The organism is Streptomyces sp. P13-3-3 (genome assembly GCF_050571355.1).
In the GTDB taxonomy this organism is placed as follows: domain Bacteria; phylum Actinomycetota; class Actinomycetes; order Streptomycetales; family Streptomycetaceae; genus Streptomyces; species Streptomyces althioticus.
Window position 1 is genome coordinate 109,105 of the sequence record NZ_CP192229.1, and the last position, 24,383, is coordinate 133,487.

Annotated in this window: 19 protein-coding genes; 10 read left to right on the top strand and 9 right to left on the bottom strand. The window is 73.9% G+C overall.

All coding sequences use genetic code 11. The annotated features are described in order from the left end of the window. The first annotated feature begins 104 nt into the window (after positions 1–104). Positions 105–2,888, top strand: a complete 2,784-nt coding sequence (locus ACQZOG_RS26835) for an ATP-binding protein (RefSeq protein ID WP_430741902.1) — start codon at positions 105–107, stop codon at positions 2,886–2,888. Between the two features lie 121 nt (positions 2,889–3,009). On the opposite strand, the gene ACQZOG_RS26840 is transcribed toward ACQZOG_RS26835, so the two are convergent. Further along, the gene (locus tag ACQZOG_RS26840) at positions 3,010–3,477 is read right to left on the bottom strand and encodes a DinB family protein (protein WP_051724661.1); all 468 of its coding nucleotides are present in this window, start codon (positions 3,475–3,477) and stop codon (positions 3,010–3,012) included. A gap of 199 nt (positions 3,478–3,676) precedes the next feature. On the opposite strand from ACQZOG_RS26840, the gene ACQZOG_RS26845 reads away from it, so the two are divergent. Continuing rightward, on the top strand, positions 3,677–5,029 hold the full coding sequence (locus ACQZOG_RS26845; RefSeq protein ID WP_033277652.1) for a HEAT repeat domain-containing protein: 1,353 nt from the start codon (positions 3,677–3,679) through the stop codon (positions 5,027–5,029). Between the two features lie 12 nt (positions 5,030–5,041). Here ACQZOG_RS26845 and ACQZOG_RS26850 read toward each other — a convergent pair whose 3' ends face one another. Then, positions 5,042–5,668 (bottom strand): phosphatase PAP2 family protein, encoded by a 627-nt coding sequence (locus ACQZOG_RS26850; protein ID WP_033277651.1) that lies wholly within the window; start codon positions 5,666–5,668, stop codon positions 5,042–5,044. 85 nt (positions 5,669–5,753) lie between these two features. Further along, complete coding sequence (locus tag ACQZOG_RS26855; protein WP_430741903.1) at positions 5,754–8,000, bottom strand: heavy metal translocating P-type ATPase; 2,247 nt, start codon at positions 7,998–8,000, stop codon at positions 5,754–5,756. Between the two features lie 179 nt (positions 8,001–8,179). On the opposite strand from ACQZOG_RS26855, the gene ACQZOG_RS26860 reads away from it, so the two are divergent. Then, a complete protein-coding gene (locus ACQZOG_RS26860) occupies positions 8,180–9,151 on the top strand; it encodes a hypothetical protein (RefSeq protein ID WP_033277649.1) in 972 nt (323 codons plus the stop codon). Positions 9,152–9,154: 3 nt separating this feature from the next. On the opposite strand, the gene ACQZOG_RS26865 is transcribed toward ACQZOG_RS26860, so the two are convergent. Together ACQZOG_RS26865 and ACQZOG_RS26870 are read right to left on the bottom strand one after the other, a co-directional pair. Beyond that, on the bottom strand, positions 9,155–10,993 hold the full coding sequence (locus tag ACQZOG_RS26865) for a glycoside hydrolase family 15 protein (protein ID WP_193455978.1): 1,839 nt from the start codon (positions 10,991–10,993) through the stop codon (positions 9,155–9,157). A gap of 90 nt (positions 10,994–11,083) precedes the next feature. Next, positions 11,084–12,217, bottom strand: coding sequence for a methyltransferase (locus tag ACQZOG_RS26870; protein WP_037638205.1), 1,134 nt, complete (start codon positions 12,215–12,217; stop codon positions 11,084–11,086). 170 nt (positions 12,218–12,387) lie between these two features. On the opposite strand from ACQZOG_RS26870, the gene ACQZOG_RS26875 reads away from it, so the two are divergent. The 5 genes from ACQZOG_RS26875 (at position 12,388) to ACQZOG_RS26895 (ending at position 17,756) form a co-directional block, all read left to right on the top strand. After that, positions 12,388–13,626, top strand: a complete 1,239-nt coding sequence (locus ACQZOG_RS26875) for an ROK family protein (RefSeq protein ID WP_037638203.1) — start codon at positions 12,388–12,390, stop codon at positions 13,624–13,626. After that, the gene (locus ACQZOG_RS26880) at positions 13,584–14,555 is read left to right on the top strand and encodes an NAD(P)-dependent oxidoreductase (protein ID WP_359671461.1); all 972 of its coding nucleotides are present in this window, start codon (positions 13,584–13,586) and stop codon (positions 14,553–14,555) included. The genes ACQZOG_RS26875 and ACQZOG_RS26880 overlap by 43 nt, the downstream gene beginning before the upstream one ends. Positions 14,556–14,600: 45 nt before the next feature. Further along, entirely contained in the window at positions 14,601–15,020 is a 420-nt protein-coding gene (locus ACQZOG_RS26885) for a PPOX class F420-dependent oxidoreductase (RefSeq protein ID WP_033277644.1), read from the top strand. A gap of 156 nt (positions 15,021–15,176) precedes the next feature. Next, positions 15,177–15,440, top strand: coding sequence for an SHOCT domain-containing protein (locus ACQZOG_RS26890; RefSeq protein ID WP_193455977.1), 264 nt, complete (start codon positions 15,177–15,179; stop codon positions 15,438–15,440). A gap of 222 nt (positions 15,441–15,662) precedes the next feature. After that, the gene (locus ACQZOG_RS26895) at positions 15,663–17,756 is read left to right on the top strand and encodes a peptidoglycan recognition protein family protein (RefSeq protein WP_354796525.1); all 2,094 of its coding nucleotides are present in this window, start codon (positions 15,663–15,665) and stop codon (positions 17,754–17,756) included. Between the two features lie 109 nt (positions 17,757–17,865). Here ACQZOG_RS26895 and ACQZOG_RS26900 read toward each other — a convergent pair whose 3' ends face one another. Continuing rightward, positions 17,866–18,408 (bottom strand): ATP-binding protein, encoded by a 543-nt coding sequence (locus ACQZOG_RS26900; protein ID WP_193455976.1) that lies wholly within the window; start codon positions 18,406–18,408, stop codon positions 17,866–17,868. Positions 18,409–18,591: 183 nt separating this feature from the next. Then, entirely contained in the window at positions 18,592–18,915 is a 324-nt protein-coding gene (locus ACQZOG_RS26905; protein WP_033277641.1) for a hypothetical protein, read from the bottom strand. A gap of 324 nt (positions 18,916–19,239) precedes the next feature. Here ACQZOG_RS26905 and ACQZOG_RS26910 point away from each other — a divergent pair, with 324 nt between their 5' ends. Then, positions 19,240–20,391, top strand: coding sequence for a PLP-dependent cysteine synthase family protein (locus ACQZOG_RS26910; RefSeq protein ID WP_203551280.1), 1,152 nt, complete (start codon positions 19,240–19,242; stop codon positions 20,389–20,391). Here ACQZOG_RS26910 and ACQZOG_RS26915 read toward each other — a convergent pair. After that, positions 20,365–20,835, bottom strand: a complete 471-nt coding sequence (locus ACQZOG_RS26915) for an SRPBCC family protein (RefSeq protein ID WP_261674633.1) — start codon at positions 20,833–20,835, stop codon at positions 20,365–20,367. The genes ACQZOG_RS26910 and ACQZOG_RS26915 overlap by 27 nt on opposite strands. A gap of 67 nt (positions 20,836–20,902) precedes the next feature. Beyond that, positions 20,903–21,754, bottom strand: a complete 852-nt coding sequence (locus ACQZOG_RS26920) for a DeoR/GlpR family DNA-binding transcription regulator (protein WP_037643639.1) — start codon at positions 21,752–21,754, stop codon at positions 20,903–20,905. Positions 21,755–22,044: 290 nt separating this feature from the next. Between ACQZOG_RS26920 and ACQZOG_RS26925 the strand changes: the two genes are divergently transcribed. Further along, complete coding sequence (locus ACQZOG_RS26925) at positions 22,045–24,381, top strand: hypothetical protein (protein ID WP_430741904.1); 2,337 nt, start codon at positions 22,045–22,047, stop codon at positions 24,379–24,381. The last annotated feature ends 2 nt before the right edge of the window (positions 24,382–24,383 follow it).

The following is a 24,383-nucleotide window of genomic DNA, read 5'->3' on the forward strand; positions in this document are numbered from 1 at the left end:
TGCGGATGGCGTCGGGCTCCGTTCGCCGATGGTGCGATACTTCCTGGTCAGGTGCGTGGCAAGTGTGTCGACTGCTTCGCGAGGCAGGACGAGGGACGCGGCGGATGTGGGCGAAGTCAAGCACAGGCACGAGTGTCGGACCGACCGGGCTGGTCGGCCGGGAGAGCGAGCTCGCCGAGCTTGCGGCGTTCCTGGACACGGCCGGGACGGACGGAGCCGTCCTGCTGCTCACCGGTGATCCGGGCGTGGGGAAGACGGCGCTCCTGGACGCGACCGCCGAGCTGGCGGTGGCGAAGGGAATGCGGGTCGTCCGCGGGAGCGGTGTCGAGTACGAGACGGACATCAGCTACGCGGGGCTCCACCAGCTCGTCGGCTCGCTGCCGGACGAGTTCGGTCGTCTGCCGCGTTCCCTGCGGGAGGCCCTCGAGGTCGCCCTCGGTCTCGGCGCCGGTCCCGCGCCGAGCCGGATCGCCGTCCTGAACGCGGCGCTGTCCTTGTTCGACGAGGCCGCGAAGGAGCGGCCGCTGCTCCTCGTGGTCGATGACCTGCATGTCGTCGACCAGGCGAGCCGGGCCGCCGTGGGGTTCGTCGCCAGAAGACTGGCGGGCCGCCGCATCGGGCTGCTCGGGGCGCAGCGGGCGGAGTCCGGCGCATCCTTCCCGTCCACCGGTCTGCCGGAGCTCGCGGTCGCACCGCTGGACGACGCGGACGCCCTGCGTCTGCTGTCCCGGCGCTTCGCCCACCTTCCCCGCCGGGTTCTTTCGACCGTGGCCCACGAGGCGCAGGGGAATCCCCTGGCGCTGCTCGAGTTCGCCGGGTCCACCGGGGCGTCCGGCGACCCGCACGGCCGAGGGCCGGGGCGCGCGAGCGGCCCCGGGCGGGACGTCCGCGCTCTGTACGGCGCCCGCGTCGGACGACTGCCGCGGGGAACGCGTGAGGTACTGCTGCTCGCCGCTCTCGAGGGCTCCGGTGACATCGGTGTCCTCGAGGCGGCCGGCGGGCCCGGCAGCCACGAGGAACTCGCTCCCGCGGAGCGTGACCACCTGGTCATCGTCACGGAGAGCGGCCGCGCGGTGCGCTTCAGGCATCCGCTGGTCAGGTCCGCGGTGGTCGACGGCTCCACCGGCGAACAGCGGCGCGGCGCCCACCGCCGGCTGGCCGACGCGCTGGCCGACCAGCCCGAGCGGCGCGGTGATCACCTCGCCAGAGCCACGACGGCGCCCGACGAGGCGGTCGCCGCCGTCGTGGAGTCGGCGGCCCGGAGCAGTCTGCGGCGCGGTGACGCCGACGGCGCGATAGCGAGACTGCGGCGCGCCGCCGAGCTGAGCCCCGACCGCGCGGACCGCAGGCGCCGCCTGTCGCAGGCCGCCTATGCCGCCGCCTGGGTCGCGGGCCATCTGGAGGTCAGCCACGAGATCATGCGTGAGGTCGAGGGCAATCCCGCGGCCCGGTCGCTCTCGGCGGCCGCGACGGCCGGCTTCCTCGTGCTCGTCACGGAAGGCGACGCCGACACCGCCCACGCGCTGCTGACGGAGGCGGTCGGGCAGGCGCCGGTGACGCCCGGTCCGCCGTCGGGCGAGCTGGAGACGGCGCTGTTCACCCTCACCCTGGCCAGCCAGTACTCGGGCCGGCCCGAGCACTGGCAGCCTCTGGCCGACGTGCTCGCCCGGTTCCCCGAGGCGGCGCCCGCCGCCGCGGCGTCGCTGGGACGCGTCCACCACGACCTCGGCTCCGTCACCGACGGCATGCTGCGCCGCCTGGACGAGGAGATCGCGCGGCTGCGGGACCAGAGTGACGCCGACGTGGTCATCCGCACAGCCCTGACCGCCTCGTACCTCGACCGGCTTCCGGGCTGTCGCGAGGCCGTGTCCCGGGTGATACGCGACGGCGGCGCGGTGGGGTCGAGCATGCCGGCCCTGATGTTCGTCGCCCTGGACGACCTGCACGCCGGCCGGTGGCAGGCGTCGGCCGGCGCCGCGGACGAGCTCGTCGCCCTGTCCGAGGAGACGGGGTACCACCTGTTCGCCCAGGTGGGGCACTACGTCGCCGCGATGGCCGCGGCCCAGGGCGGAGCGCTCGACACGTGCCGGGCGCACTGCGAGGCCGTGTGGGGGTGGGCGGGTCCCCGGGGCCTGCGGCGGCTGGAGAACTGCGCCCACCAGGCGGCGGCCCGGGCGGCCCTCGGCGCCGCCGACTTCGAGACGGCGTTCCGGCACGCGTCGGCGATCTGCGCGCCGGGTGTGCTGCCGCCGTTCAACCCCGAGGCCGTGTGGTCCGCGCCGGACCTCGTCGAGGCCGCCGTGCGCTCCGGGCGGCACGCGGAGGCGCGACGGCACGCGGACGCGCTGCGCGACGCCGGTGTCGGTCATCTCTCCTCGCGGTTCGCGCTGAGCGTGGCCACGGTCACGGCGATGACGTCGGCCGACGAGGACATGGGCCGGTGCTTCGAGGAGGCGCTCGGGCTGCCGGGCGTCGAGCAGTGGCCCTTCGAGGCCGGCCGTGCGTATCTGGCGTACGGCGAGAGGCTGCGCCGTCAGGGGCTCAACCGCGAGGCCCGGGTGCACCTGGCCGCCGCACGCGGCCGCTTCGAGCTACTCGGGGCCCGTTCGTGGGAGGCCCGGGCCGCGGCGGAGCTCCGCGCCACCGGTATGACGCGGACCGGCCGGGGCAAGGCCGGTGAGGCCCTCACCCCGCAGGAGCTGGAGGTCGCCAGGCTGGCGGCGACGGGGCTGTCGAACCCGCAGATCGCGTCACGTCTGTTCCTCTCGCCGCGGACCGTGTCGTCGCATCTCTACCGCGTGTTCCCGAAGCTGGGGATCACGTCGCGGGGCGAGCTTCGCGACGCTCTGGAGGCGCTCCCTCCCGACCCTCAGGCCACTCGGCTGTGAGAGCTGCCGGTCGGGTCTCAGCACTGCCTCGGTACTGAGTTGAGAGCTTCCTCCTGGCCGACGCACGGTCACCGCGGCCGAGATGTGCCTGCGGCCCCGCTCGCAACCCGCGCGACGGGTGTCAGGCGCCGGTTCGTCCGTCGACGAGCTCACGTACGACATCGAGGTGACCGTTGTGGCGGGACGTCTCCTCGATGAGGTGGAGCATCACCCACCGGAGGTCGACGTGGCGGCCGTCGCGGAGGGAACGTCCGGCCGTTGCGTTCAGGTCGTGGTCGGACACCAGACGGCGGTAGCGGGCGCTCTGCTCCTCGTACTCGGCGAGAAGCTGGGGTAGCGGGATGTCGACCGCCGTCCGCATCTCAGGGTCGGGATCGTCGTCGGTCGCCTCACCAAGCGGCCCCGCGAGCTCCTCGCCCAGGAACATCACCTGGAACCAGTAGTACTCGACCCAACGCAGATGGCTGATCAACCCGCACAACGTCATCAGCGGTGAACTCGGGAGCGGGGCCTTGCGGGCGTCTTCGGCGGACACGCCCTCACACTTGGCCCGCGCGGTGTGCCGGGCGTAGTCCAGGAAGGTGACCAGCTGCGTACGCTCGTCCCACGCCGGAGGCGTGTCGGTTCGTCGAGTCGTCGCGTTGAGTTTCCCGCAGTCCGGAACGGGCGTCGACCCCCTTGACCGGAGGCATGGTCGAGCGCCACACCATCAGCTGCGCCTCGGAAAACCCTTGTCCACGCCGAGATCGATCGAGTTAGCATCCCTCGTTCGACGGGACGGGGAGGGTATGAGCGGCGCTGAGCTGGTGGCGGCTGTCGGCCGGGGGGACGCGGAGGGGGTGCGGCGGCTTCTGGAGGGCGGGGCCGCGCCGGACACGGTCGCCGAGGACGGGCTGCCGGTGCTGTGCCGTGCGATCGACGCCTACGAGACCGACGTGGCGGAGGCGCTCGTCGAGGCGGGTGCCGATCAGGACCGAGAACTGCCGGACGGCACGACGCCTTTGATGCGCGCGGTCGACGGTGGGTCACCGGCGATGGTGACCGCCGTGCTCGGTGCCGATCCCGCGGCACGGCTCTCCTCGGAGCGGCGGGACGAGCTGCTCGACCGCGCCCGGCGCCTGTACGCGGACGGTGCGGAGGTCGTGCTGGGAGGGCGGCTGGGCTCGGCCGAAGCCGTGGAGCGCGTCACCGTCATGGACGACGAGTACCACCGCGTCGCGGAGTTGCGGCTCGGCGGGGCGGTGGTCCGTGCCGGGCACGGTGCGATCGTCACCGACCTCGAGTGGGCCTTCCGGATCCTCCCGCCCGTGGCGGAGTTGGCCGCCCGCGCGGTGGCCACGGGGGACCCGGACCATGTCGACTGGTCGGCGGCCGCGTGGGCGCTGTATCAACGCCGTAGCCGGGAGGCCTGGTCGGAGGTCGCCGCCCTCCACACCTCCCCCGTGGCGCTGGAGCGGCGCTTCGCGCTCGACGTCCTCGGCATGCACGTCGTCGTCCCGTGGGCGTCCTGGCGGAACACCTACGAGAAGGAGACGGTGGACCTGCTTCTCTCGTGGGCGGTACGTGGGGAGGAGGACTCCGGCGTCCTGGGCGAGTTGCTGTACGTCCTGAGCCTGACGGGGCGCCCCGACACCTCCGAGGCGGGCCTCCGGCACGCCAGGCATCAGGACCCCCGGGTACGGGAGCAGACGGCGGGTCATCTGGTCGTCGGCCTCGACGACACCGTCGCACTGCCCGGCCCGGAGGCCCGCGCACTGCTGCTGGAGCTCGCCCGTGACGAGGACGGGGACGTGCGCGTCTCGGCGGCAGGGCCCCTGGGCTCGGTGTGTCCGGGCGACGCCGAGGCCACCGCCGCCGTGCTCGCGCTGCTGGAGGACCCCGAGCCCGAGGTGCGGGCCGGGGTGCTGGACACGATCGGGGCGTCGTACGTCCGGTGTCCCGACGTGGACGACGCGTTGTTCTCCCTGACCGGGTCCGAGCACTTCACGACCCGGTTGAGTGCCGTGTGCGGGCTTGTGCTGCGCAAGGACACCCGGGCCGCCGAGGCGGTGGCTCGTCTCGGTGCCGTTCCTCCCGGCCACGAGGACGACCATCGCCTGCACGCGATCTGGCGCTGGGAGTGGAGCCAGGACCGTCCCTGACGTCCGTATCGCCTACTTGCGGCGCTGTCCTCGCGGGTACGACGCCGGGAGGCGCGCCGAGGCGACCGCCAGGGCCGTCGCCGCCGACGCCACCCCCAGCACGGCTCCCGCCGCCACGTCCCCCGGGTAGTGCACCCCCGTATGGATGCGGGAGTACCCCACCGCCCCCGCCAACGCGCCCAGCGGCACCGACGCCGCAGGCAGCACCGTGCCCACCGCCGTCGCGAAGGCGACCGCCGACGCCGTGTGCCCGGACGGGAAGGACGCCGACATCGGCATCGGCACGTGCCGGTCCACCGTCACCCGTGCCGCCTCCCGGTCGGGGCGGTCCCGGCGCACCAGCCGCTTGCCGAGCAGGTTGGCCGAGGCGGACGCCACCGCTATGGCGCCGACCCCGGCGAGCGCCGCCCTGCGCGGGCGGGAGCCGGCCAGGGCCAGCGCGCCGGCGATGGCGAACGAGATCTTGGAGTGGTCGGCCGCGTGGGAGAGCCTGCGCAACGCCCGGTCGAGCGTCGGCGTGGGCGTCGCGGCGACCGCCGCGTACAGTGCGCCGTCGACCGCTCTGAGGTCGCTCAGCACCTCGGAGGCGATCCTGCGCAGTCCGTCGGCGGGCGGTACGGGTCCGGTGCGCTCGCTCATGTGTCTCTCCCGCGGTGACATCGTCCAGGTGCCCACGGTACGCATGATCCACGCCACGGGCCCGACCGCCCCGCCCGTACCCCGTTCAGGCCGCCCGGAACGTCCGCAGCCGCAGGGAGTTGCCCACCACGAACACCGAGGAGAACGCCATGGCCGCCCCCGCGATCATGGGGTTCAGCAGACCGGACGCCGCGAGGGGCAGCGCGGCGACGTTGTAGGCGAACGCCCAGAACAGGTTTGACCTGATCGTGCCCAGGGTGCGGCGGGCGAGCCGGACGGCGTCCGCCGCGGCCCGCAGGTCGCCGCGGACCAGCGTGAGGTCGCCCGCCTCGATCGCCGCGTCCGTGCCGGTGCCCATCGCCAGGCCCAGGTCGGCCTGGGCGAGGGCCGCCGCGTCGTTGACTCCGTCGCCGACCATGGCGACGGAGCGGCCCTGCGACTGCAGCCGCTTGACGACGTCCACCTTGTCCTGCGGGAGCACCTCCGAGATCACGTCGTCCGGGGCGATGCCCACCTCGTGGGCGACCGACCGCGCCACCGCCTCGTTGTCGCCCGTCAGCAGCACGGGGCGCAGCCCCAGCGCGCGCAGCCGGCGGATCGCCTCCGGGCTGGTCTCCTTCACCGTGTCGGCGATCTCCAGCACCGCGCGGACCTCCCCGTCCCAGGCCGCCACGACCGCCGTGTGCCCGGCTGCCTCGGTCGCGTCGAGGGTGCGCGCGAGGGACTCCGGCAGCGAGAGGGACCAGTCCGTCATGAGGCGGGGGCGGCCGACCAGGACCGCGTGGCCCTCGACCGTCCCCTGGACGCCCAGGCCGGGGACGGCACGGAAGTCCTCCGGGGCGGGCAGCGTGCCGAGTCCGGTCAGGGCGGCGTCGGCCACGGCTCGGGCGACCGGGTGTTCCGAGGCGTGCTCCAGGGCGCCGGCCAGCCGCAGGACGTCCGTCTCGTCGGTGCCGGGGGAGTGCACGGCCACCAGGCTCATCCGGCCGGTGGTGACGGTGCCCGTCTTGTCCAGGACCACCGTGTCGACACGGCGGGTGGACTCCAGGACCTCCGGTCCCTTGATGAGGATGCCGAGCTGTGCGCCCCGCCCGGTGCCGACCATCAGCGCGGTCGGGGTGGCGAGGCCGAGGGCGCAGGGGCAGGCGATGATCAGGACGGCCACGGCGGCGGTGAAGGCGGCCGTGGCGCCCGCGCCGTTGCCGATCCAGAAGCCCAGGGTGGCCAGGGCGAGACCGATCACCACGGGGACGAAGACGGCCGAGATGCGGTCGGCGAGCCGCTGGGCGGAGGCCTTGCCGTTCTGCGCGTCCTCCACCAGCCGTGCCATGCGGGACAGTTGGGTGTCCGCGCCGACTTGGGTGGCCCGTACGACGAGGCGGCCGCCGGCGTTTACCGTCGCGCCCGTGACCGGGTCCCCGGCGGTGACCTCCACCGGGACCGACTCACCGGTCAGCATCGACGCGTCCACCGCGGAGGAGCCCTCCACGACCGTCCCGTCGGTCGCGATCTTCTCGCCGGGGCGGACCAGGAAGCGGTCCCCGACCGACAGTTCCGTCACGGGGCGGGTCTCCTCACGGCCGTCGGGGAGGAGGACCGTGACGTCCTTCGCGCCCAGTTCCAGCAGCGCGCGCAGGGCGGCTCCCGCCCTGCGCTTGGCGCGGGCCTCGAAGTAGCGGCCGGCCAGGATGAACGTCGTGACTCCTGCCGCCGCCTCCAGGTAGAGGTTCCCGGCGCCGTCCGAGCGGGCCACCGTGAACTCGAAGGGGTGCGTCATCCCGGGGGTGCCGGCCGTGCCGAGGAACAGGGCCCAGACGGACCACAGGAACGCGGCGGTCGTGCCGACCGAGACCAGCGTGTCCATCGTGGCCGCGCCGTGGCGGGCGTTGGTGAGGGCCGCGCGGTGGAACGGCCAGGCCGCGTAGGTCACGACGGGCGCCGCGAGGGTCAGCGACAGCCACTGCCAGTACTCGAACTGCAGGGCGGGGACCATCGCCATGGCGACCACGGGGGCCGACAGCACGATCGCCGTGATCAGACGGTCGCGCAGCGGGCGAAGTGCGTCGGGTTCCGGCGGCTGTCCCTCGTCGGCACCGGGCGGTGAGGGCTCTCTCGCGGTGTAGCCGGTGGCCTCGACCGTGGCGATCAGGTCGGGGACGGTCACGCCCGCGCCGTAGCTGACCCGGGCCTTCTCGGTGGCGTAGTTGACCGTGGCGGTGACGCCCTCCATCCGGTTGAGCTTCTTCTCGATCCGCGCGGCGCACGAGGCACAGGTCATCCCTCCGACGGAGAGTTCCACCTCGGTATCGGCACCGGTCGTACGGACGGTCATCGCTGACTCCTTGCGGATACGGGGCGGGGGTATCGCCCGAGATCACGAATGTTTACCCCCATGGGGTATGCGACGCAAGGTGTGAGGCGACTTGACTTGGTACCCCCTAGGGGTATCGTGAGCTGTGTCGATCGGCTCGTGACGGGTCACGGGCCGCTGTTTTCAGGGGAGAGACGGCCATGAAGACCGGACTGAGGATCACCGCGTTCGCCGCCGCGCTGGCCGGTGCGTTCGGCACCGCCTACGGGGTGGGCCAGACCTTCGACCCGGTCGTCGCGGAACGCCCACGGGCGCACGAGGACCGGCATCCGTCAGGCGCGGCGGAGAGCGAACACGGCGGGAGCGCCGCGCACGCGCCCGGCGGGCTGCAGATCTCCGAGGGCGGCTACACCCTCGACCTCGACACCCCGACGGTCACCGCCGGCGAGCGCGCCGAGCTGCGGTTCACCGTGCGGGACGCGGACGGGCGGGCCGTCGACGAGTACCGGCGGGAACACGACAAGGAGCTGCACCTCATCGTGGCCTCCCGGGACCTGGTGACCTACCGCCACCTCCACCCCGAGCGCGCCCCCGACGGCACCTGGAGCACGCCCGTCGACCTGCCCCGCGCCGGCGGCTACCGGGTGTTCGCCGACTTCACCCCGGACCGGCCGGGCGCGGAGAACCTCACCCTCGGCGCCGACCTGGCCGCCTCCGGCCCCTACAGCCCCCGCGACCTGCCGCGGCCCTCCGCCACGGCCCGCGTCGACGGCTACGACGTGAAGCTGACCGGGACGCTGACACCGGGCCGGGCGAGCGAACTGCGCCTGACCGTCTCCCGCGACGGCGAGCCCGTCACCGACCTCCAGCCCTACCTGGGCGCCTACGGCCACCTCGTCGCCCTGCGCGCCGGAGACCTCGCCTACCTGCACGTCCACCCCGAGGGAGAACCGGGCGACGGCACCACCCGGCCCGGCCCGCACGTCTCCTTCTCCGCCACGGCCCCCAGCGGCGGCAGCTACCGTCTGTTCCTGGACTTCAAGCACGACGGCGTCGTCCGCACGGCCGCCTTCACGGTGGAGGCCGGCAAGGTCACGCCGGAGGAGCCCACGTCCCCCTCACCCGGTCGGCCGGAGCCGTCCGGCCACACCGACGACGGTCACGGCCACTGACGGTCAGCCCAGCGCCCGGTCCAGGTTGTACGCCGCGCTGATCAGCGCGAGATGGGTGAAGGCCTGGGGGAAGTTGCCCTGCTGATGGCCGGTGTGGCCGATCTCCTCGGCGTAGAGGCCGAGATGGTTGCCGTAGGTGAGCATCTTCTCGAAGGCCAGACGGGCCTCGTCCAGGCGGCCGGCGCGGGTGAGGGCCTCGACGTACCAGAACGAGCAGATGGAGAACGTGCCCTCCTCCCCGTGCAGGCCGTCGGGGCTCACCTGCGGGTCGTAGCGGTAGACCAGCGAGTCGGACACCAGCTCACGGGTCAGACAGTCCAGTGTGGACAGCCACCGGGGGTCCTTCGGCGCGATGAACTTCGACAGCGGCATCATCAGCAGCGCCGCGTCCAGCACCTCGCCGCCCTCGTGCTGGACGAACGCCCGCAACTCGTCCGACCAGCACTCGGTCATGATCCGCCGGTAGATCGTGTCCCGGCAGTACATCCAGTGCGGCAGGTTCGCGGGCAGGCCGCGGCGGCGGGCCATGCGGACGCCGCGCTCGATCGCCACCCAGCACATCAGCCGCGAGTACAGGAAGTTCTTCCGCCCGCCCCGCGTCTCCCAGATGCCCTCGTCGGGCTGGTCCCAGTTCGCGCACACCCACTCGACCAGCGCCGTCACATGCTCCCACTGCTCGCTGGAGATCGGCTCGGCCCACTTGTCGTACAGGTAGATCGAATCGATCAGCGCGCCGTACACGTCCAGTTGCAGCTGGTCGGCCGCCGCGTTGCCGACCCGGACCGGACAGGAGCCGCGGTGGCCCTCCAAGTGGTCCAGCGTCCGCTCGGGCAGGTCGGTGCGGCCGTCGATGCCGTACATGATCTGGAGCGGGCCCGACGGTTTGCCGTCGCCGGGGCTGATGTGCCGGGAGACGAACGCCATGAACGCCTCCGCCTCCTCGGTGAAGCCCAGCCGCAGCATGGCGTACACGCAGAACGCCGCGTCGCGCACCCACATGTACCGGTAGTCCCAGTTGCGTTCACCGCCGAACTCCTCCGGCAGGCTCGTCGTGGGTGCGGCGACGATCGCCCCCGTGGGCGCGTACGTGAGCAGCTTCAGCGTGAGCGCCGAGCGGTGCACCATCTCCCGCCAGCGCCCCCGGTACCGGGACGAGGAGAGCCAGTCCCGCCAGTAACGCACCGTCGCGGCGAACTCCCGCTCCGCCTCCTCGTGGGCGCAGCCGCGCGGCGCCAGCTCGCCGCCGACCTGGTCCAGCGCGAACACCGCCGTCTCACCCTCGGCCAGCTTGAACTCGGACCGCACGTCGACCCCGTCCTGCTCCAGCGGGGCCGTGGCGGTCAGGGCCAGGTCCAGCGCGTCCGACTCGAAGACGGCGACGTCCCCGGTGACGCGCAGCGTGTGCGGCAGCGCCGCGTAGCCGAACCGCGGCGCCACCCGCGCGCGGAACGGGAGCGACCCGCGCACGCACAGCACCCGCCGGATCAGCCGGTGCCGGCCCTCCTCCACCGACTCGCCCGACACCGGCATGAAGTCCTGCACCTCGCCGACGCCGTCCTCCGTGAAGTACCGGGTGATCAGCACGTTCGTGTCGGGGAAGTAGAACTGCTTGGTGCGCGCCGGCACGGCCGCCCCCAGCTCGAAACAGCCGCCCCGGTCGGCGTCCAGCAGCGCGGCGAACACGCTCGGCGCGTCGAAGCACGGCGCGCAGTACCAGTCGATGGTGCCGTCCGTCGCCACCAGCGCCACGCTGCGCAGGTCGCCGATCAGCCCGTGGTCGGCGATGGGCATGTACCGCCGTGCGCCGGATCCGTCGCCCGGCCGGTTGGTCGTCCCGTCCATCGCAGCCTCCTCGGCCGGCGCGTGTCCTCCTGCCAGCTTAGGCAGGGGGAGCGGGACCGGCCTTCCGGCGGACGGCGGGCCTGCCAGGCCCTACCGGCGTACGGCCTTCAGCACCACGAACTTCGGGTCCGACGCCACCACCTCGCTGTTGCCGAAGAGACGGCGCAGCTTCACGTGGTAACCGAGGTGCCGGTTGCCGACCACCCACAGCTCGCCGCCCGGGCGCAGGGTGCGGCGGGCGCCGGTGAACATGCGCCAGGCCGTGGCGTCCGTGGTCGCCTGGTGGGAGTGGAAGGGCGGGTTGTTGAGGACCAGGTCGACGCTGCCGGACGGGACGCCCGTCAGACCGTCGCCGACCCGGAACTCCGCGTGCCCGCTCACGTCGTTCGCCCGGTAGGTGTCCTGCGCCGACGCCACCGCCTGGAAGGACTCGTCCACGAACAGCACCTCGGCCTTCGGGTCGGCCAGCGCCATCGCCGTCCCCACGACGCCGTTGCCGCAGCCCAGGTCCACCACCCGGCCGCCGCCCCCGCCGGCAGGCAGATGACGCAGGAAGAAGCGGGTGCCGATGTCCAGCCGGTCCGCGCAGAACACCCCGGCGTGGTTGACGACCGTGCGGCCCGACACCGGACCGACGTCCCCGGGCAGCGTGTAGCGGTACGGCCACGGGTTCGGCGGGCGGACCAGGGACGGGTCCGGCGTGCAGAAGATCAGCCGGGCCTTCTTCTCCGCCAGGGAGGTGCGCGTCGGACCGAGGATCCGCTCGAACAGCTTCAGCGTCGAAGTGTGGATCTCCTTCACCATGCCCGTGCCGACCACGACCGTGTCCGCGTGCACCGACGGCGCCAGCCGCAGCAGCTGATCCTCCAGCAGCGCCAGGCTCTTCGGCACCCGCACCAGCAGCACGTCGGTCCGCTCCGGCGGGGCGTCCCGCGTGGTCAGCAGCCGGACCGTGCCCGGTTCGACGCCGTTGCGGGCGAGGTTGGCGCGGGTGGCCTCCTGACCGAGCCAGGAGTCGGTGATCTGCGTCGGCCGGTGCGCGGCGAGCGCCGTGACCAGCGCGCCCCACCGGTCGCCGACCACCACGACCGCCCCGGACAACGGCGGCTGCCGCTCGGCGAGATGCCGGAGGAGATACTCGTCGGAGGCGTCCCAGGCGCGCAGCCTGTCCCGCGGGTCCTCGGGGAAGCGGGACAGCACCGGCTCGCCCCAGGGGGTCGTCATACGGTCGTTCATCGTGCGGCCAGGCTAGCCGAGCCCCGGACCCGCCCGGCGCGGCGCACTGGCGCGGACGCCGGGGGCACACACCCCGTACGCCCCGCGCACCCCGCCGGGTCCCGCCCGTGGGCGGGCTGTCGTCCGCGAGCGTTGCGGATCATGGGAGACTCGCCCCCATGAGCGGGAAGGCGGACCCCCGGCCGGCGGGGGAAGGGACCACCTCGAGGACGCGGCTCGACCGGGGGCGCGGGGCGCTCGGACCCGCGCTGGAGCTGGTGCACACCGGACGCGCCCCGACCCGCGCCGTGCTCACCGCGGAGCTCGGCGTCACCCGCGCCACGGCCGGCGCGGTGGCCGCCGAGCTGGAGGCGCTCGGACTGATCCGCGTGGACGCCCGGCCCGGCGCGGCCGCCGGCTCCCAGGGACGCCCCTCGCACCGGCTGTCCGTCGCCGAGGACGGTCCCGTGGCGCTCGCCGCGCAGATCCACGCCGACGGCTTCCGCGCCGCCCTGGTCGGGCTCGGGGGCCGGATCGTCGCCACCGCGCCCGGCCGCGAGGTCGTCGACCCGGACCCGGCGAAGGTGCTCGGCTCCGTCGTCGCGGCCGGCGCGGAACTGCTGCGGGAGACCGGACGGCGCTGCGTGGGCGCCGGGCTCGCCGTGCCGTCGGCGGTCGCCGAACCGGAAGGGCTGGCGCTCAACCCGCTGCACCTGGCCTGGCCCGCGGGCGCCCCGGTGCGGGAGATCTTCGCCGAACAGGTGCGCGCCGCCGGCCTCGACGGGCCCGCGTTCGCCGCCAACGACGTCAACCTCGCCGCGCTCGCCGAACACCGGCACGGCGCCGGGCGGGGCTCCCGCGACCTGCTGTGCGTGGCCACGGGGCACCGCGGCGTCGGCGGCGCGCTGGTCCTCGACGGCCGTCTGCACACGGGAAGTTCGGGACTCGCCCTGGAGGTCGGGCACCTCGCGGTCAACCCCGACGGACGGCCCTGCCACTGCGGCAGCCGGGGCTGTCTCGACGTCGAGGCGGACCCGCTGGCCCTGCTCACCGCGGCCGGCCGCGACCCGGGCCCCGTGATGTCACTGCTACGGCAGGCCGACGAGCTGATCCGCGGCCGGTACGACGACCCGCGGGTCCGCACCGCCACCGAACAGCTCATCGACCGGCTCGGCCTCGGACTCGCCGGACTGGTCAACATCCTCAACCCCGACCGGATCATCCTCGGCGGCCTGCACCGCACCCTCCTGGAGGCCGACCCCGACCGGCTGCGGGCCGTCGTTGCCGACCGCAGCCTGTGGGGCCGCAGTGGCGGGGTGCCGATCCTCGCCTGCACGCTGGACCACAACAGTCTGGTCGGCGCGGCGGAGCTGGCCTGGCAGCCGGTGCTGGACGATCCTCTGGGGGCACTGGCGTAAGCACGACGACCGCTCGACAGAAGGCCGACCGAATGACCGACACGCTCACCGTCAGCGTCCTGGGCACCGGCATCATGGGCGCCGCGATGGCCCGCAACCTCCTGAGGGCGGGACACACCGTCCGCGTGTGGAACCGCACCCGCGCCAAGGCCGACGCGCTCGCCCCGGACGGCGCCCACGTCGCCGTCACTCCCGCCGAGGCGGTCGAGTCCGCCGACGTCGTCCTCACCATGCTGTACGACGGCCCCGTCACCCTGGAGACGATGCGCGCCGCCGCCCCGGCCCTGCCGCCCGGAGCCGTCTGGGCGCAGTGCACCACCAGCGGCATCGAGGACGTCGCCGGGATGGCCGCCTTCGCCCGCGACCACGGCCTGCGCTTCTACGACTCTCCTGTGCTCGGCACCCGCAAGCCCGCGGAGGACGGGCAGCTCACGGTGCTCGCCGCCGGTCCCGCCGAGGGCCGGGACGCGGTGACCCCGGTGTTCGACGCGGTGGGCGCCCGCACCGTCTGGACCGGCGAGGACGGTGCGGAGGCGTCCGCCACCCGGCTGAAGCTCGTCGCCAACAGCTGGGTCCTCGCGGCCACCGCCGCAGCGGGCGAGACGCTGGCCCTGGCCCGTGTCCTGGACGTCCGTCCGGACGACTTCTTCGGCCTCATCGCCGGCGGACCGCTCGACATGGGCTATCTGCACGCCAAGGCGCAGCTGATCCTCGAGGAGCGGCTGTCCCCGGCCCAGTTCGCGGTGACGACCGCCGCCAAGGACGCGGGGCTCATCGTGCGGGCCGGGGAGCGCCACAGCGCCCGCCTCGACGTGGCCGCCGCGAGCGCCCGCCGTCTGGAGCGGGCCGCGGCCCAGGGCCACGGCGACGAGGACATGGCGGCCGCCTACCACGCGAGCTTCGACGACGGGCCCCCGTCCGCCACCTGACCACCCTCACAGACTCCCTCAACCCCCCTACAGCGAGGAGTTCACGTGTCCAAGCCCCCACTGCCTCCCGAGGCCCAGGAACTGCTGCGCAAGCCCAACCCGTGCGTGATGGCCACCCTCCGCTCCGACGGCTCGCCCGTCTCCACCCCCACCTGGTACCTCTGGGAGGACGGCCGCGTCCTGATCAACCTGGACGAGGGCCGGGTCCGCCTGCGCCATCTGCGCAACGACCCGCGCGTCACCCTCACCGTCCTCGACTCCGACAACTGGTACACCCACGTCACCCTGATCGGCCGCGTCGCCGAGATGCGCGACGACGAGGGCCTCGCCGACATCGACCGCCTCTCCCGTCACTACGGCGGCGACGCGTACCCGAACCGTGAGCGCCCTCGCGTCAGCGCCTGGGTCGAGGTCGAGCGGTGGCACGGCTGGGGCGCGCTGAAGGACAACGACCAGACCGGCTGAGCGACGGCCGCCGGAGCACCCGCGTACCGCCCGCGTACTCCCCGGGCGGTACGCGAGGTGTCGCCGGCCGCACGACGACCTGACCCCCCTCCCGGAGCGAGTCTCGAAGTGTCGCCGAGGGGCGACGAGACACCGCACCCGAGGAGCTGAACGATCATGCAGACCCTGGCGCACTTCGGTGACGGCGGGCCCGGCCCGTGGATCCTTCTCTTCCCCCTGTTCTGGGCCCTGGTCGTGGGGCTCGGCATCACCCTGCTGCGCCGCACGGGGTGGCGCGGCCGCGGCCCGCACGGACCCGCCGCCCGCGACGACTCGCCGCTCGCCGTCCTGGGCCGCCGCTTCGCCTCCGGCGAGATCGACGAGGACGAGTACTGGCGCCGGCTGTCGGTCCTGGAGGAACAGTTCGGGCGCCGGGGCTGAGGCCCCTCCGGCATCGCGAAGTGATCCACATCACCACCCCACCCTGTGACGTTCGGCGTCCGGTCGGCGCTGGACAGGTGAGGCGTCGCACGAGGCGGACGAGTCCCGTGCGACGCCGTTGCTTCCGTCGGCCCGTCCTCCGGGCCGCTTCTCAGGGTGGGGATCCTTTTGAGCCGTCACAGCCGGCGGCGTGCCGTGTCGCACGCGTACAGACCGTTGAGCATGAGACGCCGGGCGTGGCTGACGCTCGGCGCCGTACTGATCGGCGGAGGGGGCGTCGTCACGTACGCCACGGCCAGCCCGTCGGATCCCGGCTCACCCGGACAGGAGCGGCGGCCGGTCGAGGTCTACGGTCTGACCCTGAAGGGCACCGCGGCCGGCGAGCGCAAGCTGCCCCGCACGGAGACCGAGCAGTTCTCGCTGGTCGGCGTCTCCTGGAGCGGTGCGCTGAAGCCGGTGGAGGGCACCGCGCAGGTGCGCACCCGTGGCCTGGAGTCCGGCGAGTGGGGCGCCTGGCGGTCGCTGGAGCTGAACGCGGCCCCTCCGGAGGACGTCGAGGCCGGCATGCGCGGCGCGTCCCAGCCGCTGTGGGTCGGGCCCTCCGACGGTGTGGAGGCCCGCGTCCTCCACGAGGACGGCAGCACCGCCGCGCTGCCCAAGGACCTCGAGGTGAACCTCGTCGACCCGGGTGTGGTGACCGAGGCCGAGACACGCGTCGACGCGCCCGAGCCGGCCGCGTTCGTCATGGACGAGTCGCCGTCGCCCTCCCCGTCGCCGGAGCCCACCGCGCCGCCGTCCACGATGCCGCAGCCGCCCGTCACCTCGCGTGCCGACTGGGGCGCGGACGAGTCGAAGAGCCCCGACCCCTCGGAGTACAACGCCGAGGTGAAGGCGGTGTTCGTGCACCACACCGACGGCGCCAACGACTACGACTGCGCGGAGTCGCCGGCGATCGTGCGGGGCATCTACGCGTACCACACCGAGGTCAACGGCTGGAACGACGTCGGCTACAACTTCCTCGTCGACAAGTGCGGCACCGTCTTCGAGGGCCGCAAGGGCGGCATCGACCGGCCCGTCCTCGGTGCGCACACCTACGGCTTCAACCGTGAGTCCGCCGGCATCGCTGTCCTCGGCACGCACATCACCGGCGCCGCCTCCGACGCCGCCCTGGCGGCCGTGGCACGCGTGACGGCCTGGAAGCTCGGCCAGTACGGCGCCGACCCGGCCGGCACGGTGAAGCTCACCGCCGGCGCGACCCAGACCAACTACTTCGGCACCGCCTTCACCGCGGGCGAGCAGTACACCTTCCACCGGGTGTCCGGGCACCGCGACGGCTTCAACACCCAGTGCCCGGGCAACGCCCTCTACGCCCAGCTGCCGACCGTCCGCACCTGGGCCGCGGGCCCGGTCGACGGGCTGCGCATCGTGTCCCTCACCGACGCGACCGCCAAGGGCTCGACGTACTACACCAAGGGCACGCCGGTGGTGCGCTGGTCGGCCACCACACCGGCCGCGCTGATCAAGAGGTACGACGTGCTCGTCGACGGCCGGTCCGTCGCCGGCACCTCGGGCGCGGGCTACGCCAAGCGGATCACCCTCGCCCCCGGCAGCCACACCGTGAGCGTGCGCGCCACGCACCAGTCCGGCGCCGTCTCCACGACGGACGCGCTGACCGTCGTGGCGGAGACGACCGCACCGGTGTTCACCGCCGCGCCGACGCTCGGCCTGCGCGCCGGTACCGTCAACACCGGGTCCGCGCCGGTCACCCTGCGCTGGAAGGCGACCGACGACCAGGCACTGCGCCAGGTGCGGCTGCTCACCCCGTCGACCGCCACCTTCAGCGCGGCCGCCTACCTCTCCAACCGCACCGCGAAGCCCGGCACCGCGTCCACCTGGTCGATGCGGGCGTACGACTACGCCGGCAACTACCGCGACGCGGCGGCCACCTACACCCCGGTGATCCTCCAGGAGAGCGCGGCGGTCCGCACCGGCACCTGGAGCTCGCGCAGCTCCACCAGCTACCTGGGCGGCAGGTCGTACTCCAGCGCGTCCAAGGGCGCCAGCCTGAGCTGGACGTTCACCGGCCGCTCGGCGGCCTGGGTGGTCTCGCGGGCGTCGAGTTCGGGACAGGCGTACGTGTACGTCGACGGCGTCAAGGCCGCCACGGTGGACCTGAGGTCGTCGGCCACGAGCTACCGGCAGGCGATCTGGACGAAGACCTGGACGGCCAACGCCCGGCACACCGTGAAGATCGTGATCGTCGGCACGAGCGGCCGGCCCACCGTCACCACGGACGCGCTCGTCTACATCAGGTAGCCGGCACCCCGGCTGTCACCTCGGCAGCCGGCCGGGGCGCGGTGTCCCACGGACAGGAGGTCCGCGGGACACCGCGGCCGTCGGCGGCTCCCGTTGTGTCACCGCCCGGTCAGCCGGGAACGGCGGACCGGGCGGGAGCGGGTTCGGGCCGGTGGACCTCGGCCACGTGGTCGACGAGCGCGACCTCCGTGAACCGTGGCCGGTCCGGTCCGGTGGGGGTGAGGTGCGGGCGCCGGTCCCAGGCCGCCGGTTCGGCGGCCACGGGCGTCGGCAGTGTGAACCACACGACCTTGCCCGCGTCGTCCGGCAGCACGCCCCAGCTCTCGCTCATGGCGGCCACCATCGCCAGCCCGCGGCCACAGGTGGCGAGCGGTCCGGCGTCCGCGACGACCGGCAGCCGCGGATCGTGGTCGTGCACCGACACCTTCAGCCGGTCGAGGAGCAGTTCGATCTCCACGGTGCACGTCTTGTCGGGACGGGCGTGCCGGTGGACGTTGGACAACAGCTCCGTCACACCGAGCGAGGCCCGATCTATCAGGGGATCCATGTGCCAGTAGCGCAATTGCGCAGATACGATTCTGCGGACCTGGCCGATCCGCGACGGCAGGGCTTGGAGCTCCACCGTGCAGTGCCTGCTTGGGTGACTGATCACGGCTGCGACTCCCCGACGTGAGGTCCGGAAGAACACGGAGTACGGATCCAGCAGGGCGCCTGCGTGACGCTGCCGCCTGCTGTCGTGGCCGGCGGGCTGGTTCGCAGCGTTATCGCCGGTAAACCCAGAGTGACGTGAGAACAGCGTGACCCAGCGGCGGATACGGCGCAACTCGCGGACATCTCAGGCGCCGCGCCCCGCCGCCCGGCGGACGGCCTCGATGAAACGGCGGGCCGCGGGCGGGCCGGGCTGCCCGGGCGCCGGGTCGTGGTCCCCGAGGGTCAGCAGGTACCGGTTGCCGTTGAGGTCGGCCAACGCCCTGCCGTCGGGCGCGAACCAGGGCCGCGTGGCCCGCACGGCCTGGACCGGCGCGCTGTCGATCTCGGTGCCGTAGCTGGTGAGCAACTCCAGCCGCCCGTCGCTGATCCGGACCTGGCCGGCCCGGGTGAGCGACCGCAGCCGCCGGCCGATCCGCACGCCCGTGGCCTTGAACTCCGGCTCCGCCATTGCCACCCGCCCCCTCTGTGCGCGTCGGTGCGCCGGACCGCGCTGCGCGGGCCGGCCACTGTCCAGAACCAAGTGTGCCCCTGCTCCCGCCGGTGCAGTCTGCCCGCACGAGCCGCCGAGCACCAGAGCCCCCGCCCCCGCCGGCCGGAGCGCGGGGGGCACTCCGGCCAATGCGCCCCCACCCGCGCGCCCCCACCGCCCCAGCACTGCCTTTCAGGCCACCAAAGATGTGTTTATGCAGGTGAGAGGTGGTGCGAACGGTGCTTATGATCGGTGTGTCGGCCGCGCTGGACGCCGTCGGCGCTCAGTGTAAGGAGCCCAGTCGTGAGCACTCCCCAACAGACCCCGACCGGCGCCACTCCCGACGTCGACCGCAGCGACCCCGCCTACCGCGCCTGGCTGAAAGAGGCCGTGCGCCGGGTGCAGGCCGACGCCAACCGCTCGGCCGACACCCATCTCCTGCTCTTCCCGCTGCCCGAGCGGTGGGGCATCGACCTCTACCTGAAGGACGAGTCGACCCACCCCACCGGCAGCCTCAAGCACCGGCTGGCCCGCTCGCTGTTCCTGTACGGACTGTGCAACGGCTGGATCCGGCCGGGCCGCCCGGTGATCGAGGCGTCCAGCGGCTCGACCGCCGTGTCCGAGGCGTACTTCGCGAAGCTGATCGGCGTGCCCTTCGTCGCCGTCATGCCGCGTACGACGAGCGCGGAGAAGTGCCGCCTCATCGAGTTCCACGGCGGCCGGTGCCACTTCGTGGACGACCCCCGCACCATGTACGAGGCGTCCGCCGCTCTCGCGGCGGAGACCGGCGGCCACTACATGGACCAGTTCACCTACGCGGAGCGGGCCACGGACTGGCGCGGCAACAACAACATCGCCGAGTCGATCTTCCGCCAGTTGCGGATGGAGCGGTTCCCGCAGCCGGAGTGGATCGTCGCCACCGCCGGCACCGGCGGCACCTCGGCGACGCTCGCCCGCTACGTGCACTACATGCAGTACGACACCCGCATCTGCGTCGCCGACCCGGAGAACTCCTGCTTCTTCCAGGGCTGGACGACCGGCGACCCGGACGTCTCCTGCGACAGCGCCTCCCGCATCGAGGGCATCGGGCGCCCCCGGATGGAGCCGAGCTTCGTGCCCGGCGCCGTCGACCGGATGATGAAGGTGCCCGACGCGGCCGCCGTCGCCGCGGTGCGGGCGCTGGAGCGGGTCATCGGCCGCAAGGCGGGCGGCTCCACCGGCACCGGGCTGTGGAGCGCGCTGAAGATCGTCGCGGAGATGGCCGCGGACGGCAGGCGGGGCAGCGTGGTCACGCTGCTGTGCGACCCGGGCGACCGCTACCTGGACAAGTACTACTCGGACGCCTGGCTGGCCGAACAGGGCCTGGACGTGACGCCGTACGCCGAGGCCATCGACTCCCTGCTCAGCACGGGCGTGTGGCCCGAGGCGTCACCCCGCGAGCCGGCGGTCCAGTGAGGTCATGGCGTCACGGAAACCCGCGGCGAGACCCAGGCGGCCCGCCTTCATCGCCAGGCGGAACGGCGCGACGCCGTCCACCGCCATCGTCCAGCGCACCCGTGTGCCCGTCCCGGCCGGCTCCAGCCGCCACTCCTCGACCATCGCGCGGGCGCCCGGCACGTTGGTGACGTCGACGCGGTAGGCGTACACGTCGGGCTCCTCGGCCGCGAGAATCGTCTCCCGGAATCGGGCCGCGCCCAGCAGCCGGATCTCCCGGCCCGCGCCGCCGTCCAGCGGACGGGCCAGGGTGAGCACGCGGAACCACGCCGTCCAGCCGGCGACGTCCCGCGCCAGGGCGTCGAACACCGCCGGGGGAGCGGCCGAGATCTCCCGCTCGAAGACCAGGCGCACGGGGGCGACGGAGGCGAACTCCCGCCCCACGGGGCGCAGACGGTGGGCCATGGACTCAACTCCCTGTGAGGTCACGCTGCTTGCGGTACACGGACGGGACGGGGGAGCCTCGCCCCGGTCAGGCGTCGGCGGCCTCCGCCTGCTCGTCCTCGGACTGCTCGTGCTCGCCGGCCACCACCAGCCGCCGCAGATGCTCCGACACCTCCGCGCGGGCCTCGGCGGACAGCCCTGAGTCCGTCACCAGCGTGTCCACCTGCTCCAGCGAGGCGAACGAACTCAGGCCCACGGTGCCCCACTTGGTGTGGTCGGCGACCACGATCACCCGCCGGGCCGACTGCACCAGCCGCCGGTTGGTCTCCGCCTCCGCCAGGTTCGGCGTCGACAGCCCCGCCTCCACCGATATCCCGTGCACCCCGAGGAACAGCAGGTCGAAGTGGAGCGCCGCGATCGCCTGGTCGGCCACCGGCCCCACCAGCGAGTCGGACGGGGTGCGCACCCCGCCGGTCAGGACGACCGTGGCCGCCCCCTGCCGGCTGCCCGAGGAGCGCTGCGCGGCGTGGAAGACGTCCGCCACCCGCACCGAGTTGGTGACCACCGTGAGGTCGGGGACGTCGGTCAGCCGGTGCGCCAGCGCGAACGTCGTGGTGCCTCCGGACAGCGCGATCGCCGCGCCCGGCGGGACCAGCTCGGCCGCCGCGCGCGCGATGTCCTCCTTGGCGGTCAGCTCCAGGCCGGACTTGGCCTCGAAGCCGGGCTCGTGCGTGCTGGCCTCGACCACCGGAACCGCGCCGCCGTGCACCTTCTCCAGAACGCCCTGCCGGGCCAGTGCGTCGAGGTCGCGGCGGACCGTCATGTCCGACACACCGAGCCTGCGGGTCAGCTCGTTGACCCGGACCCCGCCCCGCCGCCGGACCTCGTCGAGGATCAGGGTGCGCCGCTGCTCGGCGAGCAGGTTCTGATTCTCGCTCACGTACGCTCCGGTCCTTTCGCCGCACAGCCGTCCGACACACTCCCGCGCGTCCACGGCCTCGGGCGGCATTTTCCCGGGCACCGGTGCGCGGACGTCCCATCCTCCCATGCCGGACCCCCGGCGGCGCCACCGGCCGCTCGTCGCGTACATGGCGGTTCCCGGTGCCCGTGTGGTGCGTGCGCGTCACACGGATCGGGGAGATTGAGTGACGAGGGACGCACACGGTCCGGGAGCGGAGGATGCTGTCCCGCACGGACGGATCCGACGGGGCGTCAGGGGGAGGCCGCACGGTGGAGGACACGCAGCAGCACGGACCGGCCGAGGACGGCGGAGCACCGGCGGGCGAGGCGCCCGCCGGGTCCCGCACCGCGCTGGAACTCCTGGTCCACGGGGTGGGCGGCACCACCCCGGACCGGATGCTCGACGACCCGCGCACGGTCCGGGTCACCGGCGACGACGTCGCCGCCGTCTTCCGCCGCGCCGACGACGCCGACGCCGAACGCGACCCCGGCGCCCGCCGCGACGGGCCCGTCCCCGAGGCGTACGTCTGGTGCAACCTCACCTCCGGCAACGGCACCCGCGCCCTGTGGCTGCTGCTCCTGCCGTTCATGGTGGTCAACCTCGCCCACTGGATGCGCCCCAGCGCCCGCGGCCGCCGCCGCACCGTCCGGCTGTACGGGATGCTGGTGCGGCTGACCGGCCTCAGCCTCACGGTGCTGCTCGTCGCCGCCGCCTGCGAGGTCGCCCTCGACCTCACCGCCTGGCAGTGCGCGGGCACCCCCGCCTGCGCCGGCCGGCACTCCTGGCTCGGCTTCCTGTCGCCCGGCGACGGCTGGTGGGGCGCACCCGGCCGCCGTCTCGCCCTGGCCGCCCTGGTGCCCGCCGCCCTCACCGGCCTGCTGTGGTTCCTGTCCCTGCGCACCTGGAGCGCCTACGAGTCGCAGCAGCCGCTCGGCGGCCCCGAGGCCGAGGAGGACACCGGCCCGGCCGCCCTGAGCCGCCCCGGCTTCTGGTACGGCCGCCGCCTGGGCGCCCGGCTGCGCGCCGCCCACACCGCCGCCGCGCTGCTGACGGTCGCCGCGGCCGTGGGCTCCGCCGCCGCGCGGTACGACCGTGAGCCGGGCGGCCCCGCCGTCCTCGTCGCCCTGGGCGTGCTGCTCGAAGCCTCCCTGGCCGTCGGGGCGGGCGCGGTGGTGTGGGTGGTCTGCCGCCGCGGCCGCAGCGAACGCCGCCTCGACGACCACGCCGACCGCCGGCTGGTGCGCGGGCTGCCCCTCGCCGCCCTCGCCCTGCTCGCCCTCAGCGCCCTCTACGCCGGCTGGGAGCGGCCCGCCTGGGAGTCGGCGGGCCGGCTGCCCGGCAACCTCACCTTCGGCGCCCTCACCTTCGCACAGGGCCTGCTGGTGATCGTCCTCGCCTGTGTCGCCCACGCCCTGCACCGCACCGACCCCGACCGGCGGGCCGCGCTGCGCGGACTGGCGGGGCCCGCGGTCGCCATGCTCGCCTGCGCGCTCGGCGGCGTGATGTCGGGCGGGGTCTCCCAGCGGGTGTCCGACTGGCTGGACGGCACCCGCGCCTCCATCCCGGGACCCCCGGTGCTGCTCACCTGGCAGGCGTCCGTCATCCCGCCGCTGCTCCTGCTGCTCCTCGTCATGTGCTGCTGGCTCGCCCGCCGCGCCTGGCACCTCGCCCGGGCCGAACGCGCCGCCGTCGAGGAGGAGTACGCCGGAGAGTCGGGCGACCTCGGCCGCACCCGGCGGATCGCCTCGGTCCGCGCCATGGCCGCCCTCACCGACCGGGGGCCGCGTATCCTCGCCGTCACCTCCGCGGCCACCCTCCTGCTGGGCGCCGGGGCCCTCGTCGGCGCGACGGCCACCGGGGAGACCCCGGGCGCGGCGGCGCGCGGCGCCCACCCCGTCGTGCACGGCGCCGCACAGACCGCGCAGGCCCTCGGCTCCTGGCTGATCGGCCTCGGCTTCGTCCTCCTCGTCACCTGGGGCCGCCGCGCCTACAAGGACGCCTCCGCCCGCCGCACCATAGGGATCCTGTGGGACGTCGGCACCTTCTGGCCGCGCGCCGCGCACCCCTTCGCGCCGCCCTGCTACGCCGAGCGCGCGGTGCCCGACCTGACCTGGCGCATCGCCACCTGGACCGGCGCCACCGGAGGACGGCTGGTGCTCTCCGGGCACTCCCAGGGCAGCGTGCTCGCCGCCGCCGCGGCCTGGCAGCTTCCGCCGTCCGCCCGCAGACGCGTCGCCCTGCTCACCTACGGCTCCCCGCTGGAGCGGCTCTACGGCCGCTGGTTCCCCGCCCACTTCGGTCCGGACGCGCTGCACGCGCTGCACCGGGACGTCGTCTGCTGGAGCAACCTCTACCGGCGCACCGACCCCATCGGCGGCCCGGTGCGGCTGCCCGGCGACGGCGGACCCGACGTGGACCGTCCGCCGTTGAAGGACCCCCTCGCCTACGGCCGCACCGCGGAACACCCGCTGCCCGCGCCGATCCTCGGCCACTCCGACTACCAGGCCGACCCGGCGTTCGCGGAGGAACGCCGGCGCCTGCTCGCCCGGCTGCGGCCGGAGGTGCCCCCTCCCCGCGGTACCGGACAGCCCGGCCCGGCGGCCTGACC

What these genes read in the sequence shown, in the direction of transcription:
- ACQZOG_RS26915 (WP_261674633.1), bottom strand. Translation starts at nt 20,835, where the DNA reads ATGGCCCACCGTCTGCGCCCCGTGGGGCGGGAGTTCGCCTCCGTCGCC.
- ACQZOG_RS26875 (WP_037638203.1), top strand. Translation starts at nt 12,388, where the DNA reads ATGAGCGGGAAGGCGGACCCCCGGCCGGCGGGGGAAGGGACCACCTCG.
- ACQZOG_RS26855 (WP_430741903.1), bottom strand. Translation starts at nt 8,000, where the DNA reads ATGACCGTCCGTACGACCGGTGCCGATACCGAGGTGGAACTCTCCGTC.
- ACQZOG_RS26850 (WP_033277651.1), bottom strand. Translation starts at nt 5,668, where the DNA reads ATGAGCGAGCGCACCGGACCCGTACCGCCCGCCGACGGACTGCGCAGG.
- ACQZOG_RS26835 (WP_430741902.1), top strand. Translation starts at nt 105, where the DNA reads ATGTGGGCGAAGTCAAGCACAGGCACGAGTGTCGGACCGACCGGGCTG.
- ACQZOG_RS26870 (WP_037638205.1), bottom strand. Translation starts at nt 12,217, where the DNA reads ATGACGACCCCCTGGGGCGAGCCGGTGCTGTCCCGCTTCCCCGAGGAC.
- ACQZOG_RS26905 (WP_033277641.1), bottom strand. Translation starts at nt 18,915, where the DNA reads ATGGCGGAGCCGGAGTTCAAGGCCACGGGCGTGCGGATCGGCCGGCGG.
- ACQZOG_RS26890 (WP_193455977.1), top strand. Translation starts at nt 15,177, where the DNA reads ATGCAGACCCTGGCGCACTTCGGTGACGGCGGGCCCGGCCCGTGGATC.
- ACQZOG_RS26895 (WP_354796525.1), top strand. Translation starts at nt 15,663, where the DNA reads ATGAGACGCCGGGCGTGGCTGACGCTCGGCGCCGTACTGATCGGCGGA.
- ACQZOG_RS26845 (WP_033277652.1), top strand. Translation starts at nt 3,677, where the DNA reads ATGAGCGGCGCTGAGCTGGTGGCGGCTGTCGGCCGGGGGGACGCGGAG.
- ACQZOG_RS26860 (WP_033277649.1), top strand. Translation starts at nt 8,180, where the DNA reads ATGAAGACCGGACTGAGGATCACCGCGTTCGCCGCCGCGCTGGCCGGT.
- ACQZOG_RS26865 (WP_193455978.1), bottom strand. Translation starts at nt 10,993, where the DNA reads ATGGACGGGACGACCAACCGGCCGGGCGACGGATCCGGCGCACGGCGG.